The organism is Citrobacter sp. Cy070, assembly GCF_030332245.1.
In the GTDB taxonomy this organism is placed as follows: Bacteria; Pseudomonadota; Gammaproteobacteria; order Enterobacterales; family Enterobacteriaceae; genus Citrobacter; species Citrobacter youngae.
The window spans coordinates 17,290-32,922 of the sequence record NZ_JAOWIG010000044.1; the positions used below are offsets into that span (position 1 = coordinate 17,290).

The following is a 15,633-nucleotide window of genomic DNA, read 5'->3' on the forward strand; positions in this document are numbered from 1 at the left end:
GTCCAACGCTATCGCATAAACAAAAAAACCCGCTTTCGCGGGTTTTTTCTTCACTGGCACCTAACTGCTCAGGCTCTGGCCTTCATCGCTATCGTAAGCGTTCGTGAAATTATCGGCGATTACAGCGCGATAACGTTAACAGCAGACGGACCTTTAGCGCCGTTCTCAACAGAGAACTCCACTTTTTGACCTTCGTCTAAGGTTTTAAAATCGTTACTCTGGATAGCGGAGAAATGCACAAACACATCCTTGCTACCGTCCTGAGGGGTGATAAAGCCAAAGCCTTTCTCAGGGTTAAACCATTTTACTAAACCAGTCATTTTGTTAGACATAGATACTTCCTTTCATGTTTTTGAGCCGCTCATGCAGCGAAGATGGCCTGTTTTGCAGAAATTAACTTATGGGGCACTTAGGGAGGAGGCTCATGAAGAAGAGTATCTGAGGATAACGCTTGAACTGAGAACTGCTTTACTAAAACTGCTTGCATAAGGTCTGTGTTCCAAACCGATGCCGCTATAGTAGACCTACTTCTAATCATTAAGCAAGCATTAATTTTTTTAATACCCACTGAGTGATGCAATGTTGAACCAACGCGGCTAAGCATCCTGGATAACAGCTTGATCTACAATGAACAAAAGCCCCGACTATTGCAGTCAGGGCTTTACGTTACTACACACTTCAAATTTAACATTAATAAACTTAACGATTTAATACTGCTGATGGTACTACTTTAAAATGTACACGTTTACTACAGATAATATTGGATATTGATACTAACTAAAGCTTTCCTCTATTTACCGTTAAACACATTCCACCCGCTTGATAATAGAACTCAAGGCTGGTGACCTAAACAAGTACACTTCCCCTCGCGACATATACTCTTTGATGCGTTGCCTTATTTCCCTCGTGATAACCAAAAAAGCAGAAATCACGAATAATTACTATTAAATCATGGCGTTACATCGTCGCGTTTTACTGATTTTTTGCGATTAGATATATCAACTACGTGGCCTGAAAGCATTGTCGAAGTGAAAAAATAGCGTTTTCAGCATCGACTATCCCATACAAAAAATACTTCGTGGCCTTTATCGCAAACCCCAATCGAGCTCTACTAACACTTACTACGTTAACAGCAAATGACAATTTCTCCGCTGTTAAGTATTAACATACGGGTTTAAAAAACGCTGTCAATACTGTTTTTTATAACATGTCTTTATTGACAGTAATTATATATTCCAGCATGTGATAAGCGAGTCAAAAAGCCGCCGGCCCTGGTGCAGATCATCGGGTTTTGCCTCTTTTTGTAACCGGTTTCAGAAAAAGTGATTTTCTTTGTGATGCCTTGCACACAATCGTTGCAAAGCAGTTGTTGCTACAGCTGGCTCGCGATAATTATCAACCCACACATGTTGATCGAGACTGCTTATGAAAAACATCGTTTTATGCTGTGCCGCCGGAATGTCCACCAGCATGCTGGTGCAAAGGATGAAAGATGCCGCCCAGAAAAAAGGCGTCGACGTCACTATCAAAGCGGTCCCGGTGGCTGAGTTTGCAGAGAATATTGCCACTGCAGATATTGTTTTACTCGGTCCACAGGTTAAGTATGAGCAGGCCAAGCTGCAGGCGCTTGCTGACCCGTTAGGTAAAAAGGTCGCGGTGATCGATATGATGGATTACGGCATGATGAAAGGTGATGCCGTACTGGATAAAGCGCTGAAACTGCTGGAGTAATGGCATGGAAGAGTTAGAAACAATCATCATGGAATTACTCGTTAATGCGGGTGCTGCCCGCAGCCAGGCCCTGACAGCGCTACAACTGGCGCGTAAAGGGGATTTCCCCGGTGCAGAACAAGCGATGACGGAATCACGCGAGTACGTTAAACAAGCACATAAAATCCAGACCCAACTTATCGGTATCGACGAAGGTACCGGCAAGCTACCGGTCAATCTCATCACCGTCCATTCGCAGGATCACCTAATGAACGCGATGGTGATTCAGGATTTGGCGGGAGATATGATTGAGCTTTATCGGCGCTTACCGCCGGTAAATTAATGACATTGCCGGATAGCTTCGTCGCCTCGTAGGTCTGATAAGCACAGCGCCATCAGGCATAAACACAGACATAAAAAAACCCGCCGAAGCGGGTTTTTTATTATGGTCGGCAACGATTAATCGTTGTCAGAACCGCCCAGGCCTGCGTTCAGCAGTTCTGCCAGGCTGGCAGACGCATCTTCAGCAGTCACCTGCGGAGCAGCTGGCAGTTCGCCCGCTGCGCGACGGCGCATACGATCCTGGTGGTACGCGTAACCGGTACCTGCCGGGATCAGACGACCCACGATTACGTTCTCTTTCAGACCGCGCAGTTCATCACGTTTACCTGCAACAGCGGCTTCGGTCAGGACACGCGTGGTTTCCTGGAACGATGCTGCAGAGATGAAGGACTCGGTTGCCAGAGACGCTTTGGTGATACCCAGCAGATCGCGGGAGAACGTTGCACCCACTTTGCCGTTCGCTTCCAGCTCGCGGTTAGCGATCTTGACGCGGGAGTATTCAACCTGCTCGCCTTCCAGGAAGTCGGAGCTACCAGCGCTTTCGATGGTGGCTTTACGCAGCATCTGACGAACGATAACTTCGATGTGTTTATCGTTAATCTTAACGCCCTGCAGACGGTATACGTCCTGAACTTCGTTAACGATGTAACGAGTTACAGCATGCACACCACGCAGACGCAGGATGTCATGCGGCGCTTCCGGACCGTCGGAAACCACGTCACCACGTTCTACACGTTCACCTTCGAACACGTTGAGCTGACGCCATTTCGGAATCATCTCTTCGTACGGTTCGCTACCGTCTACCGGGGTGATAACCAGACGACGTTTCCCTTTGGTTTCTTTACCGAAGGAAATGATGCCGCTGATTTCAGCCAGGATTGCCGGCTCTTTCGGACGACGTGCTTCGAACAGGTCCGCAACGCGCGGCAGACCACCGGTGATATCCTTGGTACCGCCGGATTCCTGCGGAACACGCGCCAGGGTGTCACCAGAACTGATCTGTACGCCATCTTCCAGCTGAACAATCGCTTTACCCGGCAGGAAGTACTGAGCAGGCATATCGGTGCCTGGGATCAGAACGTCGTTGCCCTGAGCATCAACAATTTTCAGTGCCGGACGCAGGTCTTTACCACCCGCAGTACGCTCTGCAGAATCCAGAACCACCAGAGAAGACAGACCGGTCAGCTCGTCGGTCTGACGAGTAATGGTCTGGCCGTCGATCATGTCAGTGAAGCGGACGAAACCACTCACTTCGGTGATAACCGGCATGGTGTGCGGATCCCAGTTTGCTACGGTTTCGCCGCCAGCAACCTGTTCGCCATCACCTTTCGCCATAACGGAGCCGTAAGGCACTTTATAGCTTTCTTTGGTACGGCCGAATTCGTCGATCAGTTTCAGTTCGGTGTTACGTGAGGTGATAACCAGTTTACCGCTGGAGTTCACAACCGACTTCGCGTTGCTCAGACGGATGCTACCTTTGTTTTTCACCTGGATGCTGGATTCAGCAGCCGCACGAGATGCCGCACCACCGATGTGGAACGTACGCATCGTCAGCTGTGTACCCGGTTCACCGATGGACTGTGCCGCGATAACGCCGATTGCTTCACCTTTGTTGATGATGTGGCCACGCGCCAGGTCACGACCGTAGCAGTGCGCACATACACCAAAGTCGGTGTCACAAGATACGACGGAACGGACTTTAACGGAGTCAACGGAGTTCTCTTCCAGCAGATCACACCACTGTTCGTGCAGCAGCGTGTTGCGTGGAACCAGAATATCCGCCGTACCCGGCTTCAGCACGTCTTCAGCAGTCACACGACCCAGAACGCGATCGCGCAGCGGCTCTTTAACGTCACCACCCTCGATAACCGGGGTCATGGTGATGCCTTCCAGAGTGCCGCAATCGTCTTCAGTAACCACCAGGTCCTGCGCGACGTCAACCAGACGACGAGTCAGATAACCGGAGTTCGCTGTTTTCAGTGCGGTATCCGCCAGACCTTTACGCGCACCGTGAGTAGAGATGAAGTACTGGAGTACGTTCAGACCTTCACGGAAGTTCGCGGTGATTGGCGTTTCGATGATGGAGCCATCTGGCTTCGCCATCAGACCACGCATACCGGCCAGCTGACGAATCTGTGCTGCAGAACCACGCGCACCGGAGTCGGCCATCATGTAGATGCTGTTGAAGGAAACCTGCTGCTCTTCTACGCCGTCACGGTTAATAACGGTTTCGGTTTGCAGGTTATCCATCATCGCTTTGGATACACGATCGTTCGCCGCAGCCCAGATATCGATAACTTTGTTATAGCGTTCGCCCGCGGTTACCAGACCAGACTGGAACTGCTCCTGGATCTCAGCAACTTCAGCTTCTGCTTCAGAGATGATCTCGTGTTTCTTCTCTGGGATGACCATGTCATCAATACCAACAGATGCACCGGAACGCGCTGCATAAGCAAAGCCGGTATACATTGTCTGGTCAGCGAAGATAACGGTCGGCTTCAGGCCCAGAATGCGGTAACAGGTGTTCAGCATTTTAGAGATTGCTTTCTTGCCCAGCGCCTGGTTGACGATGGAGAAAGGCAGACCTTTCGGTACGATCATCCACAGAATGGCGCGACCTACGGTCGTGTCTTTCAGGCTGGTGTGCGCAACGAATTCGCCGTTTTCATCTTTTTCATATTCAGTGATACGCACTTTAACGCGCGCATGCAGAGAGGCCAGACCTGCGCGATAGATACGCTCAGCTTCTTTCGGGCCAGTCAGCACCATGCCTTCGCCTTTGGCGTTAACACAGTCACGGGTCATGTAGTACAGACCCAATACAACGTCCTGAGACGGAACGATGATAGGTTCGCCGTTCGCCGGAGACAGGATGTTGTTAGTAGACATCATCAGCGCACGCGCTTCGAGCTGGGCTTCCAGCGTCAGCGGTACGTGAACAGCCATCTGGTCACCATCGAAGTCGGCGTTATATGCCGCACAAACCAGCGGGTGCAGCTGGATAGCTTTACCTTCGATCAGTACCGGCTCAAATGCCTGGATACCCAGACGGTGCAGTGTTGGTGCACGGTTCAGCAGTACCGGGTGTTCGCGGATAACTTCGTCCAGGATATCCCAAACGACAGCTTCTTCACGCTCAACCATTTTCTTAGCGGCTTTGATGGTGGTGGCCAGGCCACGCAGTTCCAGCTTGCCGTAAATGAACGGTTTGAACAGTTCCAGTGCCATTTTCTTCGGCAGACCGCACTGATGCAGACGCAGGTATGGACCTACGGTGATTACAGAACGACCGGAGTAGTCAACACGCTTACCGAGCAGGTTCTGACGGAAACGACCCTGTTTACCTTTGATCATGTCAGCCAAAGATTTCAGAGGACGTTTGTTAGAACCGGTGATCGCACGACCGCGACGACCGTTATCCAGCAGGGCGTCAACCGCTTCCTGCAGCATACGTTTTTCGTTGCGTACGATGATATCCGGCGCAGCCAGATCCAGCAGACGTTTCAGACGGTTGTTACGGTTGATCACGCGACGATACAGATCGTTCAGATCCGACGTTGCGAAACGACCACCATCCAGCGGAACCAGCGGACGCAGATCTGGCGGCAGAACCGGCAGAACGGTCAGGATCATCCACTCTGGCTTGTTGCCAGACTGTACGAAGGCTTCCAGCAGTTTGATACGCTTGGTCAGCTTCTTACGCTTGGTTTCGGAGTTGGTTTCGTTCAGCTCTTCGCGCAGAGTTTCACACTCTTGCTCCAGATCCATGCTCTTCAGCAGGGCCTGGATTGCTTCCGCACCCATCTTCGCGTCGAATTCGTCACCGAACTCTTCCAGCGCGTCCAGATACTGCTCTTCAGTCAGGATCTGTTGACGTTCCAGGTTAGTCATACCGCCTTCGATAACCACATAAGATTCGAAGTACAGTACACGTTCGATATCACGCAGCGGCATATCGAGCAGCAAACCGATACGGGACGGCAGAGATTTCAGGAACCAGATGTGAGCGGTCGGAGACGCCAGCTCGATGTGGCCCATACGCTCACGGCGTACTTTGGTCTGGGTCACTTCAACGCCGCACTTCTCACAGATCACACCACGGTGTTTCAGGCGCTTGTACTTACCGCACAGGCACTCGTAGTCTTTTACCGGCCCAAAGATACGGGCGCAGAAAAGGCCGTCACGTTCAGGTTTGAACGTACGGTAGTTGATGGTTTCCGGCTTCTTAACTTCACCGAAAGACCATGAACGGATCATGTCTGGCGAGGCCAGAGCAATTTTGATCGCATCAAACTCTTCGGTTTTAGTCTGCGCTTTCAGAAACTTTAATAAATCTTTCACGGATTTGCTCCCGTCGGAGTTAGCACAATCTGGCGCTGGCTGTTACGCCAGCACCAGTGACCTGTTTGATCGAGAGTTACTCGTCTTCCAGCTCGATGTTGATACCCAGCGAACGAATCTCTTTCAACAGTACGTTGAAGGATTCCGGCATGCCTGGTTCCATCTGATGGTTGCCGTCCACGATGTTTTTATACATCTTAGTACGACCGTTCACGTCATCAGACTTAACGGTGAGCATTTCCTGCAGGGTGTATGCTGCGCCATATGCTTCCAGCGCCCACACTTCCATCTCCCCGAAGCGCTGACCACCGAACTGCGCCTTACCACCCAGCGGCTGCTGAGTAACCAGGCTGTAAGAACCGGTAGAACGCGCATGCATCTTGTCATCAACCAGGTGGTTCAGTTTCAGCATGTACATGTAGCCAACGGTAACCTGGCGCTCGAACTGCTCACCGGTACGACCGTCGAACAGTGTGATCTGACCGGAAGTCGGCAGGCCACCCAGCTGTAACAGTTCCTTGATTTCAGACTCTTTCGCACCGTCGAATACCGGCGTTGCGATCGGCATACCTTTTTTCAGGTTTTCAGCCAGACGCAGAACTTCTTCATCACTGAAGGTATTCAGGTCAACTTTCTGACGAACATCTGAACCCAGATCGTAAGCACGCTGGATGAATTCGCGCAGTTTCGCGACTTCCTGCTGCTGTTTCAGCATGGCGTTGATCTTATCGCCGATACCTTTTGCAGCCATACCCAGGTGGGTTTCAAGGATCTGACCGATGTTCATACGCGATGGTACGCCCAGCGGGTTCAGTACGATATCTACCGGCGTACCGTTAGCATCGTGTGGCATATCTTCGATCGGGTTGATCTTAGAGATAACACCCTTGTTACCGTGACGACCTGCCATCTTATCACCAGGCTGGATCCGACGTTTAACCGCCAGATAAACCTTAACAATCTTCAGCACGCCCGGTGCCAGATCGTCGCCCTGAGTGATTTTACGGCGTTTCGCTTCGAGTTTTTTCTCAAACTCGTGCTTCAGTTCGTCGTACTGTTCAGCCAGTTGTTCCAGCTGATTTTGTTTCTCTTCGTCGGTCAGGCCGAGTTCTAACCAGCGGTCGCGCGGCAGTTTGTCGAGCTTCTCAGCTTCAACACCACCGGAAACCAGCACAGCGTAGATACGGCTGAACAGGCCAGCTTCGAGGATCTGCAGTTCTTCAGACAGGTCTTTTTTCGCCTGCTTCAGCTGCATCTCTTCGATTTCCAGCGCACGTTTGTCTTTTTCTACGCCATCGCGAGTAAAGACCTGAACGTCGATAATCGTACCGGAAACACCGTTTGGCACGCGCAGAGAAGAGTCTTTAACGTCAGACGCTTTCTCACCGAAGATCGCACGCAGCAGCTTCTCTTCTGGCGTCAGCTGGGTTTCACCTTTCGGCGTTACCTTACCAACCAGAATGTCGCCACCGGTCACTTCTGCACCAATGTAAACGATACCGGATTCATCCAGTTTGGAGAGCGCAGCTTCACCCACGTTCGGGATGTCAGCAGTGATCTCTTCTGGCCCCAGCTTGGTGTCACGAGACACACATGCCAGTTCCTGAATATGGATGGTGGTGAAACGGTCTTCCTGGACAACACGCTCGGATACGAGGATGGAGTCTTCGAAGTTGTAACCGTTCCATGGCATGAATGCCACGCGCATGTTCTGACCCAGCGCCAGTTCACCGAGGTCGGTGGACGGACCGTCTGCCAGCACATCACCACGTTCAACTGGCTCGCCCAGAGATACGCAAGGCATCTGGTTGATACAGGTGTTCTGGTTAGAACGGGTGTATTTGGTCAGGTTATAAATGTCGATACCTGCTTCGCCCGGGTACATCTCGTCTTCGTTAACTTTGATAACGATACGGGAAGCATCCACGTACTGAACAGTACCGCCACGTTTAGCAACTGCAGTAACACCGGAGTCAACGGCAACAGCACGTTCCATACCGGTACCAACCAGCGGCTTATCAGCGCGCAGAGTCGGAACCGCCTGACGTTGCATGTTCGCACCCATCAATGCACGGTTGGCGTCATCGTGTTCCAGGAACGGGATCAGGGACGCACCGACGGATACCACCTGCTGGGTGGATACGTCCATGTAGTCAACCTGGTCGCGGCTGAACAAGCTGGATTCGCCTTTGCTACGGCAGGTAACCAGATCTTCTACAAAGTGGCCTTCGTCATCCAGGTTGGAGTTCGCCTGAGCGATAACGTAGTTGCCTTCTTCAATAGCAGACAGGTAGTGGATTTCGTCAGTTACAACACCGTCGGTCACTTTACGGTACGGCGTCTCAAGGAAACCGTATTCGTTAGTCTGTGCATACACGGACAGGGAGTTGATCAGACCGATGTTCGGACCTTCAGGCGTTTCGATTGGACATACGCGACCGTAGTGAGTCGGGTGTACGTCTCGAACTTCGAAGCCTGCACGCTCACGGGTCAGACCGCCTGGGCCGAGTGCAGAGATACGACGTTTGTGCGTAATCTCAGACAGCGGGTTGTTCTGGTCCATAAACTGAGACAGCTGGCTGGAACCAAAGAACTCTTTCACTGCTGCAGAAATCGGTTTGGCGTTGATCATATCCTGAGGCATCAGGGTATCCAGATCGCCCAGAGACAGACGCTCTTTCACCGCACGCTCAACACGTACCAGGCCAACGCGGAATTGGTTTTCCGCCATTTCGCCTACGGAACGGATACGACGGTTGCCGAGGTGGTCGATATCATCGACTTCGCCTTTACCGTTACGGATATCGATGAGCTTCTTCATCACTTCAATGATGTCGTCTTTGCTCAGGATACCGGAACCTTCGATTTCGTCGCGCAGCAGAGAACGGTTGAACTTCATACGACCAACCGCAGACAGGTCATAGCGGTCTTCGGAGAAGAACAGGTTCTCAAACAGGCTTTCAGCAGCTTCACGAGTCGGCGGCTCACCAGGGCGCATCATGCGGTAGATTTCTACCAGTGCGCTCAGACGATCGTTGGTTGGGTCGACGCGTACAGTTTCAGAAATGTACGGACCGTGGTCCAGATCGTTAGTGAACAGCGTTTCGATACGTTTGTGACCAGACTGGCTCAGCTTAGCCAGCAGATCCAGGCTCAGCTCCATGTTAGCTGCGCAGATCAGCTCGCCAGTAGATTCGTCAACGTAGTCTTTAGCCGCAACTTTACCAGCAATGTATTCAACCGGAACTTCGATATGTTTGATATCGTCTTTTTCCAGTTGGCGAATGTGGCGCGCAGTGATGCGACGGCCTTTTTCGACGTACACTTTGCCGTTAGCTTCGATGTCAAAGGAGGCGGTTTCACCACGCAGGCGTTCCGGCACCAGTTCCATCTGCAGCTTGTTGTCACGAATTTCGAAAACAACTTTCTCAAAGAACAGGTCAAGGATCTGCTCAGTGGTGTAGTTCAGCGCACGCAGAATAATGGTCGCAGGCAGTTTACGGCGACGGTCAATACGTACGAACAGGTTGTCCTTCGGATCGAATTCGAAGTCCAGCCAGGAACCACGGTAAGGAATGATGCGCGCGTTATACAGCACTTTACCCGAAGAGTGGGTTTTACCTTTGTCGGAGTCAAAGAAGACGCCAGGACTACGGTGCAGCTGAGAAACGATAACACGCTCAGTACCGTTGATAACAAAGGTACCGTTGTCAGTCATGAGCGGAATTTCGCCCATGTAGACTTCTTGTTCTTTAATGTCTTTTACGGTGCCTTCCGGCGCTTCGCGCTCGTAGATCACCAGACGCAGTTTTACGCGCAGCGGTGCGGAATAGGTCACGCCACGGATCTGACATTCCTGAACGTCAAACACCGGTTCGCCAAGGCGGTAGCTGACGTATTGCAGCTCGGAATTACCGCTGTAGCTCTGAATCGGGAAAACGGAACGGAAAGCTGCTTCCAGACCATACTGCCCTTCAGGATCTTGCTCGATGAACTTCTGAAACGAGTCAAGCTGGATAGAAAGGAGATAAGGTATGTCCAGTACTTGTGGACGTTTACCAAAATCCTTACGAATACGTTTTTTCTCGGTATAGGAGTAAACCATTAGGGTTCCTCAGCTCGCTGACAAGTCGACCCATCTGTCCGACGAAGGGACAGTTTGTGCAACACTATTTTGTTGACCGGAAAATCGAATACTTTCCGCAATGCCTGTTGCTATCACGCTTAAACCATTTCATTGCGATTTACACAGAACTGACGCTCTGTCGCAGTATATTAAGGCGTCGATAGAAACAAGCATTGAAAGGCACAGCAGTAGTCAAACAGTGTGAAATGCTACTGGCGCCTTACAGCGCAAAAAGGCTGGTGACTAAAAAGTCACCAGCCATCAGCCTAATTTCTTAGGCTGCAACCAGAAAAGTTGGCTTATTTAACTTCAACTTCAGCGCCAGCTTCTTCCAGAGATTTTTTCAGTGCTTCTGCGTCGTCTTTGCTCACGCCTTCTTTCAGCGCAGCCGGTGCAGATTCTACCAGGTCTTTAGCTTCTTTCAGACCCAGGCCAGTTGCGCCACGTACTGCTTTGATAACAGCAACTTTGTTAGCGCCAGCAGCTTTCAGAATTACGTCGAATTCAGTTTTTTCTTCAGCAGCTTCAGCCGGGCCCGCAGCTACAGCTACAGCAGCAGCAGCAGAAACACCGAATTTTTCTTCCATTGCAGAAATCAGTTCTACAACGTCCATTACGGACATAGCGGATACTGCTTCAATGATTTGATCTTTAGTGATAGACATTTAAATTGTTCCTGAAAATCAGAATAAGTTTATACGTAAGCAGATGCTTGAGAAAGATAACTGCGATTAAGCAGCTTCTTTCGCATCGCGTACAGCAGCCAGAGTACGAACCAGTTTGCCAGCCGAAGCTTCTTTCATGGTTGCCATCAGGCGTGCAATTGCTTCTTCGTAGGTCGGCAGGGTTGCCAGGCGATCGATGTTCGATGCCGTGATCAACTCACCTTCAAAGGCTGCGGCTTTGACCTCAAATTTTGCATTCGCTTTCGCGAACTCTTTGAACAGACGAGCAGCAGCGCCCGGGTGTTCCATAGAGTATGCAATCAGGGTCGGACCAACAAACGTGTCTTTCAGGCACTCGAACTGAGTACCTTCAACGACGCGGCGCAGCAGGGTGTTACGAACAACACGCATGTATACGCCAGCTTCACGACCTGCTTTACGCAGTTCAGTCATTTTATCTACAGTTACGCCACGGGAATCCGCAACCACTGCAGACAGCGCGCCTTTGGCTACTTCGCTGACTTCAGCAACAATCGCTTGTTTGTCTTGAAGATTTAAAGCCATTAGCTTTGCTCCTGGATGTTTGCCGGAACTCATGTTCCGGAACTCACTTCACTCTCCCCAACGGAGAGAGCGTCTAAATACGGTGAGCAGAAACAAGCCAGAGTATCAGAAATAATCTTAGCGTTCTGTCACCGTCTACGCAGGGCATTAAGTTTCTGACGAAACACCTGCGGTCTTCGACGGAGGCCTGGATAGGCCAGGCTCCAACGAACAAATCTTGTCTATGACTTCGCCCTTTGAACCGTAGCTGCGTTAGCTGCTCTCGTTCACACCGGTCATGTAGTTAACTACACTCCCAGCGATTCACTCAATTGCTGCCTTGCTACAATTCAAATGACTCGCATAGAGTTCTGTTTATTTCAACAGAAACGTGGGGGTAAGATTGTAGACAAAATCACCGCCCACGTAAAGGCGAATATTAGTTCGCCACAGTCGCAGTCAGACCGGACTGATCAACGGCAACACCAGCACCCATGGTGGTGGAGATGCTAACTTTCTTGATGTACACGCCTTTTGCCTGAGTCGGTTTTGCTTTTTTCAGCGCAACCAGCAGAGCTTCCAGGTTTTCTTTCAGTTTGTCAGCGTCAAAATCCACTTTACCGATGGTGGTGTGGATGATGCCGTTTTTGTCGTTACGGTAACGAACCTGACCCGCTTTAGCGTTCTTAACAGCTTCAGCAACGTTAGGGGTTACAGTACCAACTTTCGGGTTTGGCATCAGGCCGCGCGGACCCAGAACCTGACCCAACTGGCCAACAACGCGCATTGCATCCGGGGAAGCAATAACAACGTCAAAGTTCATTTCGCCTTTCTTGATCTGGTCAGCCAGATCTTCCATACCTACCAGCTCAGCGCCTGCAGCTTTAGCAGCTTCAGCGTTTGCGCCCTGGGTAAATACGGCTACGCGAACGGAACGGCCAGTACCGTGCGGCAGTACAGTTGCACCACGTACGTTCTGGTCAGATTTACGAGCGTCGATGCCGAGGTTAACAGCAACGTCCACGCTTTCTACGAATTTAGCAGTGGCCAGCTCTTTCAGCAGAGCGATAGCTTCGTTGATGTCGTACTGCTTAGTAGCATCAACTTTGTCACGGATCACGGACATGCGCTTGGTCAGTTTAGCCATTTCTTAGTCCTCCACTACCAGGCCCATGGAACGTGCAGTACCTTCAATGGAGCGAGTCATCGCTTCAATGTCGGAACCAGTCATGTCGGCAGCTTTGGTCTGCGCGATTTCCTGCAGCTGAGCGCGGGAAATTTTACCCACTTTGTCTTTGTTCGGCTTGCCGGAACCAGACTTGATACCAGCCGCTTTCTTCAGCAGAACTGCTGCCGGAGGCGTTTTGGTAACGAAAGTGAAAGAACGGTCAGCGTAAACGGTGATAACAACCGGGATCGGCAGACCTTTTTCCATGGAATCAGTCTTAGCGTTGAACGCTTTGCAGAATTCCATGATGTTCACGCCTTGTTGACCCAGTGCTGGACCTACCGGCGGACTCGGGTTAGCCATACCAGCTGCAACCTGCAGCTTGACATAGGCCTGGACTTTCTTAGCCATTCTAAATTCCTCTGATTGGGTTATAGCGCCTCAAGGAGGCTCCCCGTGATTAAATTCGTTTTACGGATAGGATCCATAAAAACAAAAGGCGCGAAATTGTATTCCAATCTCGCGCCTTGTGCAACGATTAAATCGTCGCTTTTTTGATCGGCGTATTAGGCTTTTTCAACCTGAGCGAAGTCCAGTTCAACCGGAGTCGCACGACCGAAGATAGATACGGAAACTTTCAGACGAGACTTCTCGTAGTCCACTTCTTCAACGACGCCGTTAAAGTCAGCAAACGGACCGTCGCTAACGCGAACCATTTCACCTGGTTCAAACATCGTTTTCGGACGCGGCTTATCGCCAACCTGCTGCAGACGGTTCATGATCGCATCAACTTCTTTGTCGCTGATCGGCGCCGGACGGTCAGATGTACCGCCGATAAAGCCCATCACACGCGGCACACTGCGCACCAGGTGCCAGCTTGCATCATTCATCACCATCTGGACCAGTACATAGCCCGGGAAGAATTTACGTTCGCTCTTGCGACGCTGGCCGCCACGGATTTCGACCACTTCTTCGGTCGGCACCATGACTTCGCCAAACAGCTCTTCCATATTTTGTAACTTGATATATTCGCGCAGCGATGTGGCTACGCGGCCTTCAAAACCGGAAAACGCCTGAACGACGTACCAGCGCTTTTTAGGGGCTTCAGACATCTTAGAACCTCAGGCCAGTGATAAAGGATACCAGGCGAACCAGAATACCATCCAGTCCCCACAGGATCAGTGACATTACCGCAGTGACCGCAGCAACGATCAGCGTGGTGTGCAGCGTTTCCTGGCGAGTTGGCCAAATGACCTTACGGACTTCGGTTCTCGCTTCACGGGCAAAAGCAACGGTCGCTTTACCTTTTGTTGTCAACAGCGCGACACCACCCGCTGCGGCAATCAGAATCACTACGGCCAGCGCACGCAGCGGCAGCATCATGTCACGATAGAGGTAGTTGCCAACGATAGCTACAAGCAGCAATACAGTGACAACAACCCACTTCATCGCTTCCAGGCCGCGCCCGCTTCCTTGAGCTTCGGTATTCGCACTCATAAACCAACCTGTCAGAAGTATTCTACAAACATTTTCACCCCGCGTAAGCGAGGCGATCCAAACCGAAATGCTCTGGTGCGTTTCGGACTAAACGCCCTCTTCAGAGCCTGTCTCAGCAATGATTATGACAAAAAAAATCACTGATGAGCCAGGTTCTGGTGTGAAAGCGTGCAAAAAGGGCATCAAATGATGCCCTTTTATTGCGCATTGCGTCAAATGTTATTCGGCAATTAGCTCATTACTTTGGCAACAACGCCCGCACCAACAGTACGGCCGCCTTCACGGATTGCGAAACGCAGACCGTCGTCCATCGCGATCGGGTGGATCAGGGTAACAACCATTTTGATGTTGTCGCCCGGCATTACCATCTCTACGCCTTCCGGCAGTTCGATGGTACCAGTCACGTCAGTAGTACGGAAGTAGAACTGCGGACGGTAGCCTTTGAAGAACGGAGTATGACGGCCGCCTTCGTCTTTGGACAGAATGTACACTTCAGATTCGAACTTGGTGTGCGGCTTGATAGAGCCCGGCTTAGCCAGTACCTGACCACGTTCGATTTCTTCACGTTTGATACCACGCAACAGAACACCAACGTTCTCACCAGCACGGCCTTCGTCCAGCAGTTTGCGGAACATTTCAACGCCAGTACAGGTAGACTTGGCAGTCTCTTTGATACCAACGATTTCAACTTCTTCACCAACTTTGATGATACCGCGTTCTACACGACCGGTAACAACGGTACCACGACCGGAGATGGAGAATACGTCTTCGATTGGCAGCAGGAACGGCTTATCGATAGCACGTTCTGGTTCCGGGATGTAAGAATCCAGGAAGCCAGCCAGTTCGATGATTTTCGCTTCCCACTCTGCTTCGCCTTCCAGCGCTTTCAGAGCAGAACCACGAACGATCGGAGTGTCGTCGCCCGGGAAATCGTACTGAGACAGAAGTTCACGAACTTCCATTTCTACCAGTTCCAGCAGCTCTTCGTCATCAACCATGTCGCATTTGTTCAGGAACACGATGATGTACGGAACGCCTACCTGACGACCCAGCAGGATGTGCTCACGAGTCTGCGGCATCGGGCCGTCAGTCGCAGCAACAACCAGGATCGCGCCGTCCATCTGCGCAGCACCAGTGATCATGTTTTTAACATAGTCGGCGTGGCCCGGGCAGTCTACGTGTGCGTAGTGGCGAGTCGGGGTGTCATATTCAACGTGAGAAGTGTTGATGGTGATACCACG

12 protein-coding genes are annotated in these 15,633 nt (G+C 51.1%); 2 read left to right on the forward strand and 10 right to left on the reverse strand.

Translation table 11 applies throughout. The features are described from left to right. Nucleotides 1-119 precede the first annotated feature (119 nt). On the reverse strand, nt 120-332 hold the full coding sequence (gene cspE / locus OGY19_RS04600; protein ID WP_048214120.1) for a transcription antiterminator/RNA stability regulator CspE: 213 nt from the start codon (nt 330-332) through the stop codon (nt 120-122). 1,093 nt (nt 333-1,425) lie between these two features. Here cspE and OGY19_RS04605 point away from each other — a divergent pair. Together OGY19_RS04605 and OGY19_RS04610 are read left to right on the forward strand one after the other, a co-directional pair. Beyond that, nucleotides 1,426-1,731: a PTS sugar transporter subunit IIB gene (locus OGY19_RS04605; RefSeq protein ID WP_048214121.1), complete on the forward strand. Its 306-nt coding sequence runs from the start codon at nt 1,426-1,428 to the stop codon at nt 1,729-1,731. Nucleotides 1,732-1,735: 4 nt separating this feature from the next. After that, nucleotides 1,736-2,053: a PTS lactose/cellobiose transporter subunit IIA gene (locus OGY19_RS04610; RefSeq protein ID WP_043018018.1), complete on the forward strand. Its 318-nt coding sequence runs from the start codon at nt 1,736-1,738 to the stop codon at nt 2,051-2,053. Nucleotides 2,054-2,169: 116 nt separating this feature from the next. Here OGY19_RS04610 and rpoC read toward each other — a convergent pair whose 3' ends face one another. From rpoC to tuf, 9 genes are all read right to left on the reverse strand, one after another. Beyond that, on the reverse strand, nt 2,170-6,393 hold the full coding sequence (rpoC, locus tag OGY19_RS04615; RefSeq protein ID WP_003033107.1) for a DNA-directed RNA polymerase subunit beta': 4,224 nt from the start codon (nt 6,391-6,393) through the stop codon (nt 2,170-2,172). A 76-nt stretch (nt 6,394-6,469) separates the two neighbouring features. After that, nucleotides 6,470-10,498, reverse strand: a complete 4,029-nt coding sequence (gene rpoB / locus OGY19_RS04620; RefSeq protein ID WP_003033111.1) for a DNA-directed RNA polymerase subunit beta — start codon at nt 10,496-10,498, stop codon at nt 6,470-6,472. 320 nt (nt 10,499-10,818) lie between these two features. Beyond that, complete coding sequence (rplL, locus tag OGY19_RS04625) at nt 10,819-11,184, reverse strand: 50S ribosomal protein L7/L12 (RefSeq protein ID WP_000028882.1); 366 nt, start codon at nt 11,182-11,184, stop codon at nt 10,819-10,821. 66 nt (nt 11,185-11,250) lie between these two features. Next, a complete protein-coding gene (gene rplJ, locus OGY19_RS04630; protein WP_005132895.1) occupies nt 11,251-11,748 on the reverse strand; it encodes a 50S ribosomal protein L10 in 498 nt (165 codons plus the stop codon). Nucleotides 11,749-12,166: 418 nt separating this feature from the next. Beyond that, on the reverse strand, nt 12,167-12,874 hold the full coding sequence (rplA, locus tag OGY19_RS04635; RefSeq protein WP_005132897.1) for a 50S ribosomal protein L1: 708 nt from the start codon (nt 12,872-12,874) through the stop codon (nt 12,167-12,169). A gap of 3 nt (nt 12,875-12,877) precedes the next feature. Beyond that, nucleotides 12,878-13,306, reverse strand: a complete 429-nt coding sequence (rplK, locus tag OGY19_RS04640; RefSeq protein ID WP_003033122.1) for a 50S ribosomal protein L11 — start codon at nt 13,304-13,306, stop codon at nt 12,878-12,880. 155 nt (nt 13,307-13,461) lie between these two features. Next, the gene (gene nusG, locus OGY19_RS04645) at nt 13,462-14,007 is read right to left on the reverse strand and encodes a transcription termination/antitermination protein NusG (protein WP_003033125.1); all 546 of its coding nucleotides are present in this window, start codon (nt 14,005-14,007) and stop codon (nt 13,462-13,464) included. 1 nt (nt 14,008) lies between these two features. Further along, nucleotides 14,009-14,392, reverse strand: coding sequence for a preprotein translocase subunit SecE (gene secE / locus OGY19_RS04650; protein ID WP_286596243.1), 384 nt, complete (start codon nt 14,390-14,392; stop codon nt 14,009-14,011). Between the two features lie 230 nt (nt 14,393-14,622). Next, the coding region (gene tuf / locus OGY19_RS04655) for an elongation factor Tu (RefSeq protein ID WP_127674166.1) at nt 14,623-15,633 on the reverse strand (1,011 nt) is incomplete at its 5' end.

Excerpts from the sequence above, each read along its gene's own strand:
- cspE (WP_048214120.1), bottom strand. The coding sequence starts at position 332 with ATGTCTAACAAAATGACTGGTTTAGTAAAATGGTTTAACCCTGAGAAA.
- rpoB (WP_003033111.1), bottom strand. The coding sequence starts at position 10,498 with ATGGTTTACTCCTATACCGAGAAAAAACGTATTCGTAAGGATTTTGGT.
- nusG (WP_003033125.1), bottom strand. The coding sequence starts at position 14,007 with ATGTCTGAAGCCCCTAAAAAGCGCTGGTACGTCGTTCAGGCGTTTTCC.
- rplA (WP_005132897.1), bottom strand. The coding sequence starts at position 12,874 with ATGGCTAAACTGACCAAGCGCATGTCCGTGATCCGTGACAAAGTTGAT.
- rplL (WP_000028882.1), bottom strand. The coding sequence starts at position 11,184 with ATGTCTATCACTAAAGATCAAATCATTGAAGCAGTATCCGCTATGTCC.
- secE (WP_286596243.1), bottom strand. The coding sequence starts at position 14,392 with ATGAGTGCGAATACCGAAGCTCAAGGAAGCGGGCGCGGCCTGGAAGCG.
- rplJ (WP_005132895.1), bottom strand. The coding sequence starts at position 11,748 with ATGGCTTTAAATCTTCAAGACAAACAAGCGATTGTTGCTGAAGTCAGC.
- OGY19_RS04605 (WP_048214121.1), top strand. The coding sequence starts at position 1,426 with ATGAAAAACATCGTTTTATGCTGTGCCGCCGGAATGTCCACCAGCATG.
- rplK (WP_003033122.1), bottom strand. The coding sequence starts at position 13,306 with ATGGCTAAGAAAGTCCAGGCCTATGTCAAGCTGCAGGTTGCAGCTGGT.
- OGY19_RS04610 (WP_043018018.1), top strand. The coding sequence starts at position 1,736 with ATGGAAGAGTTAGAAACAATCATCATGGAATTACTCGTTAATGCGGGT.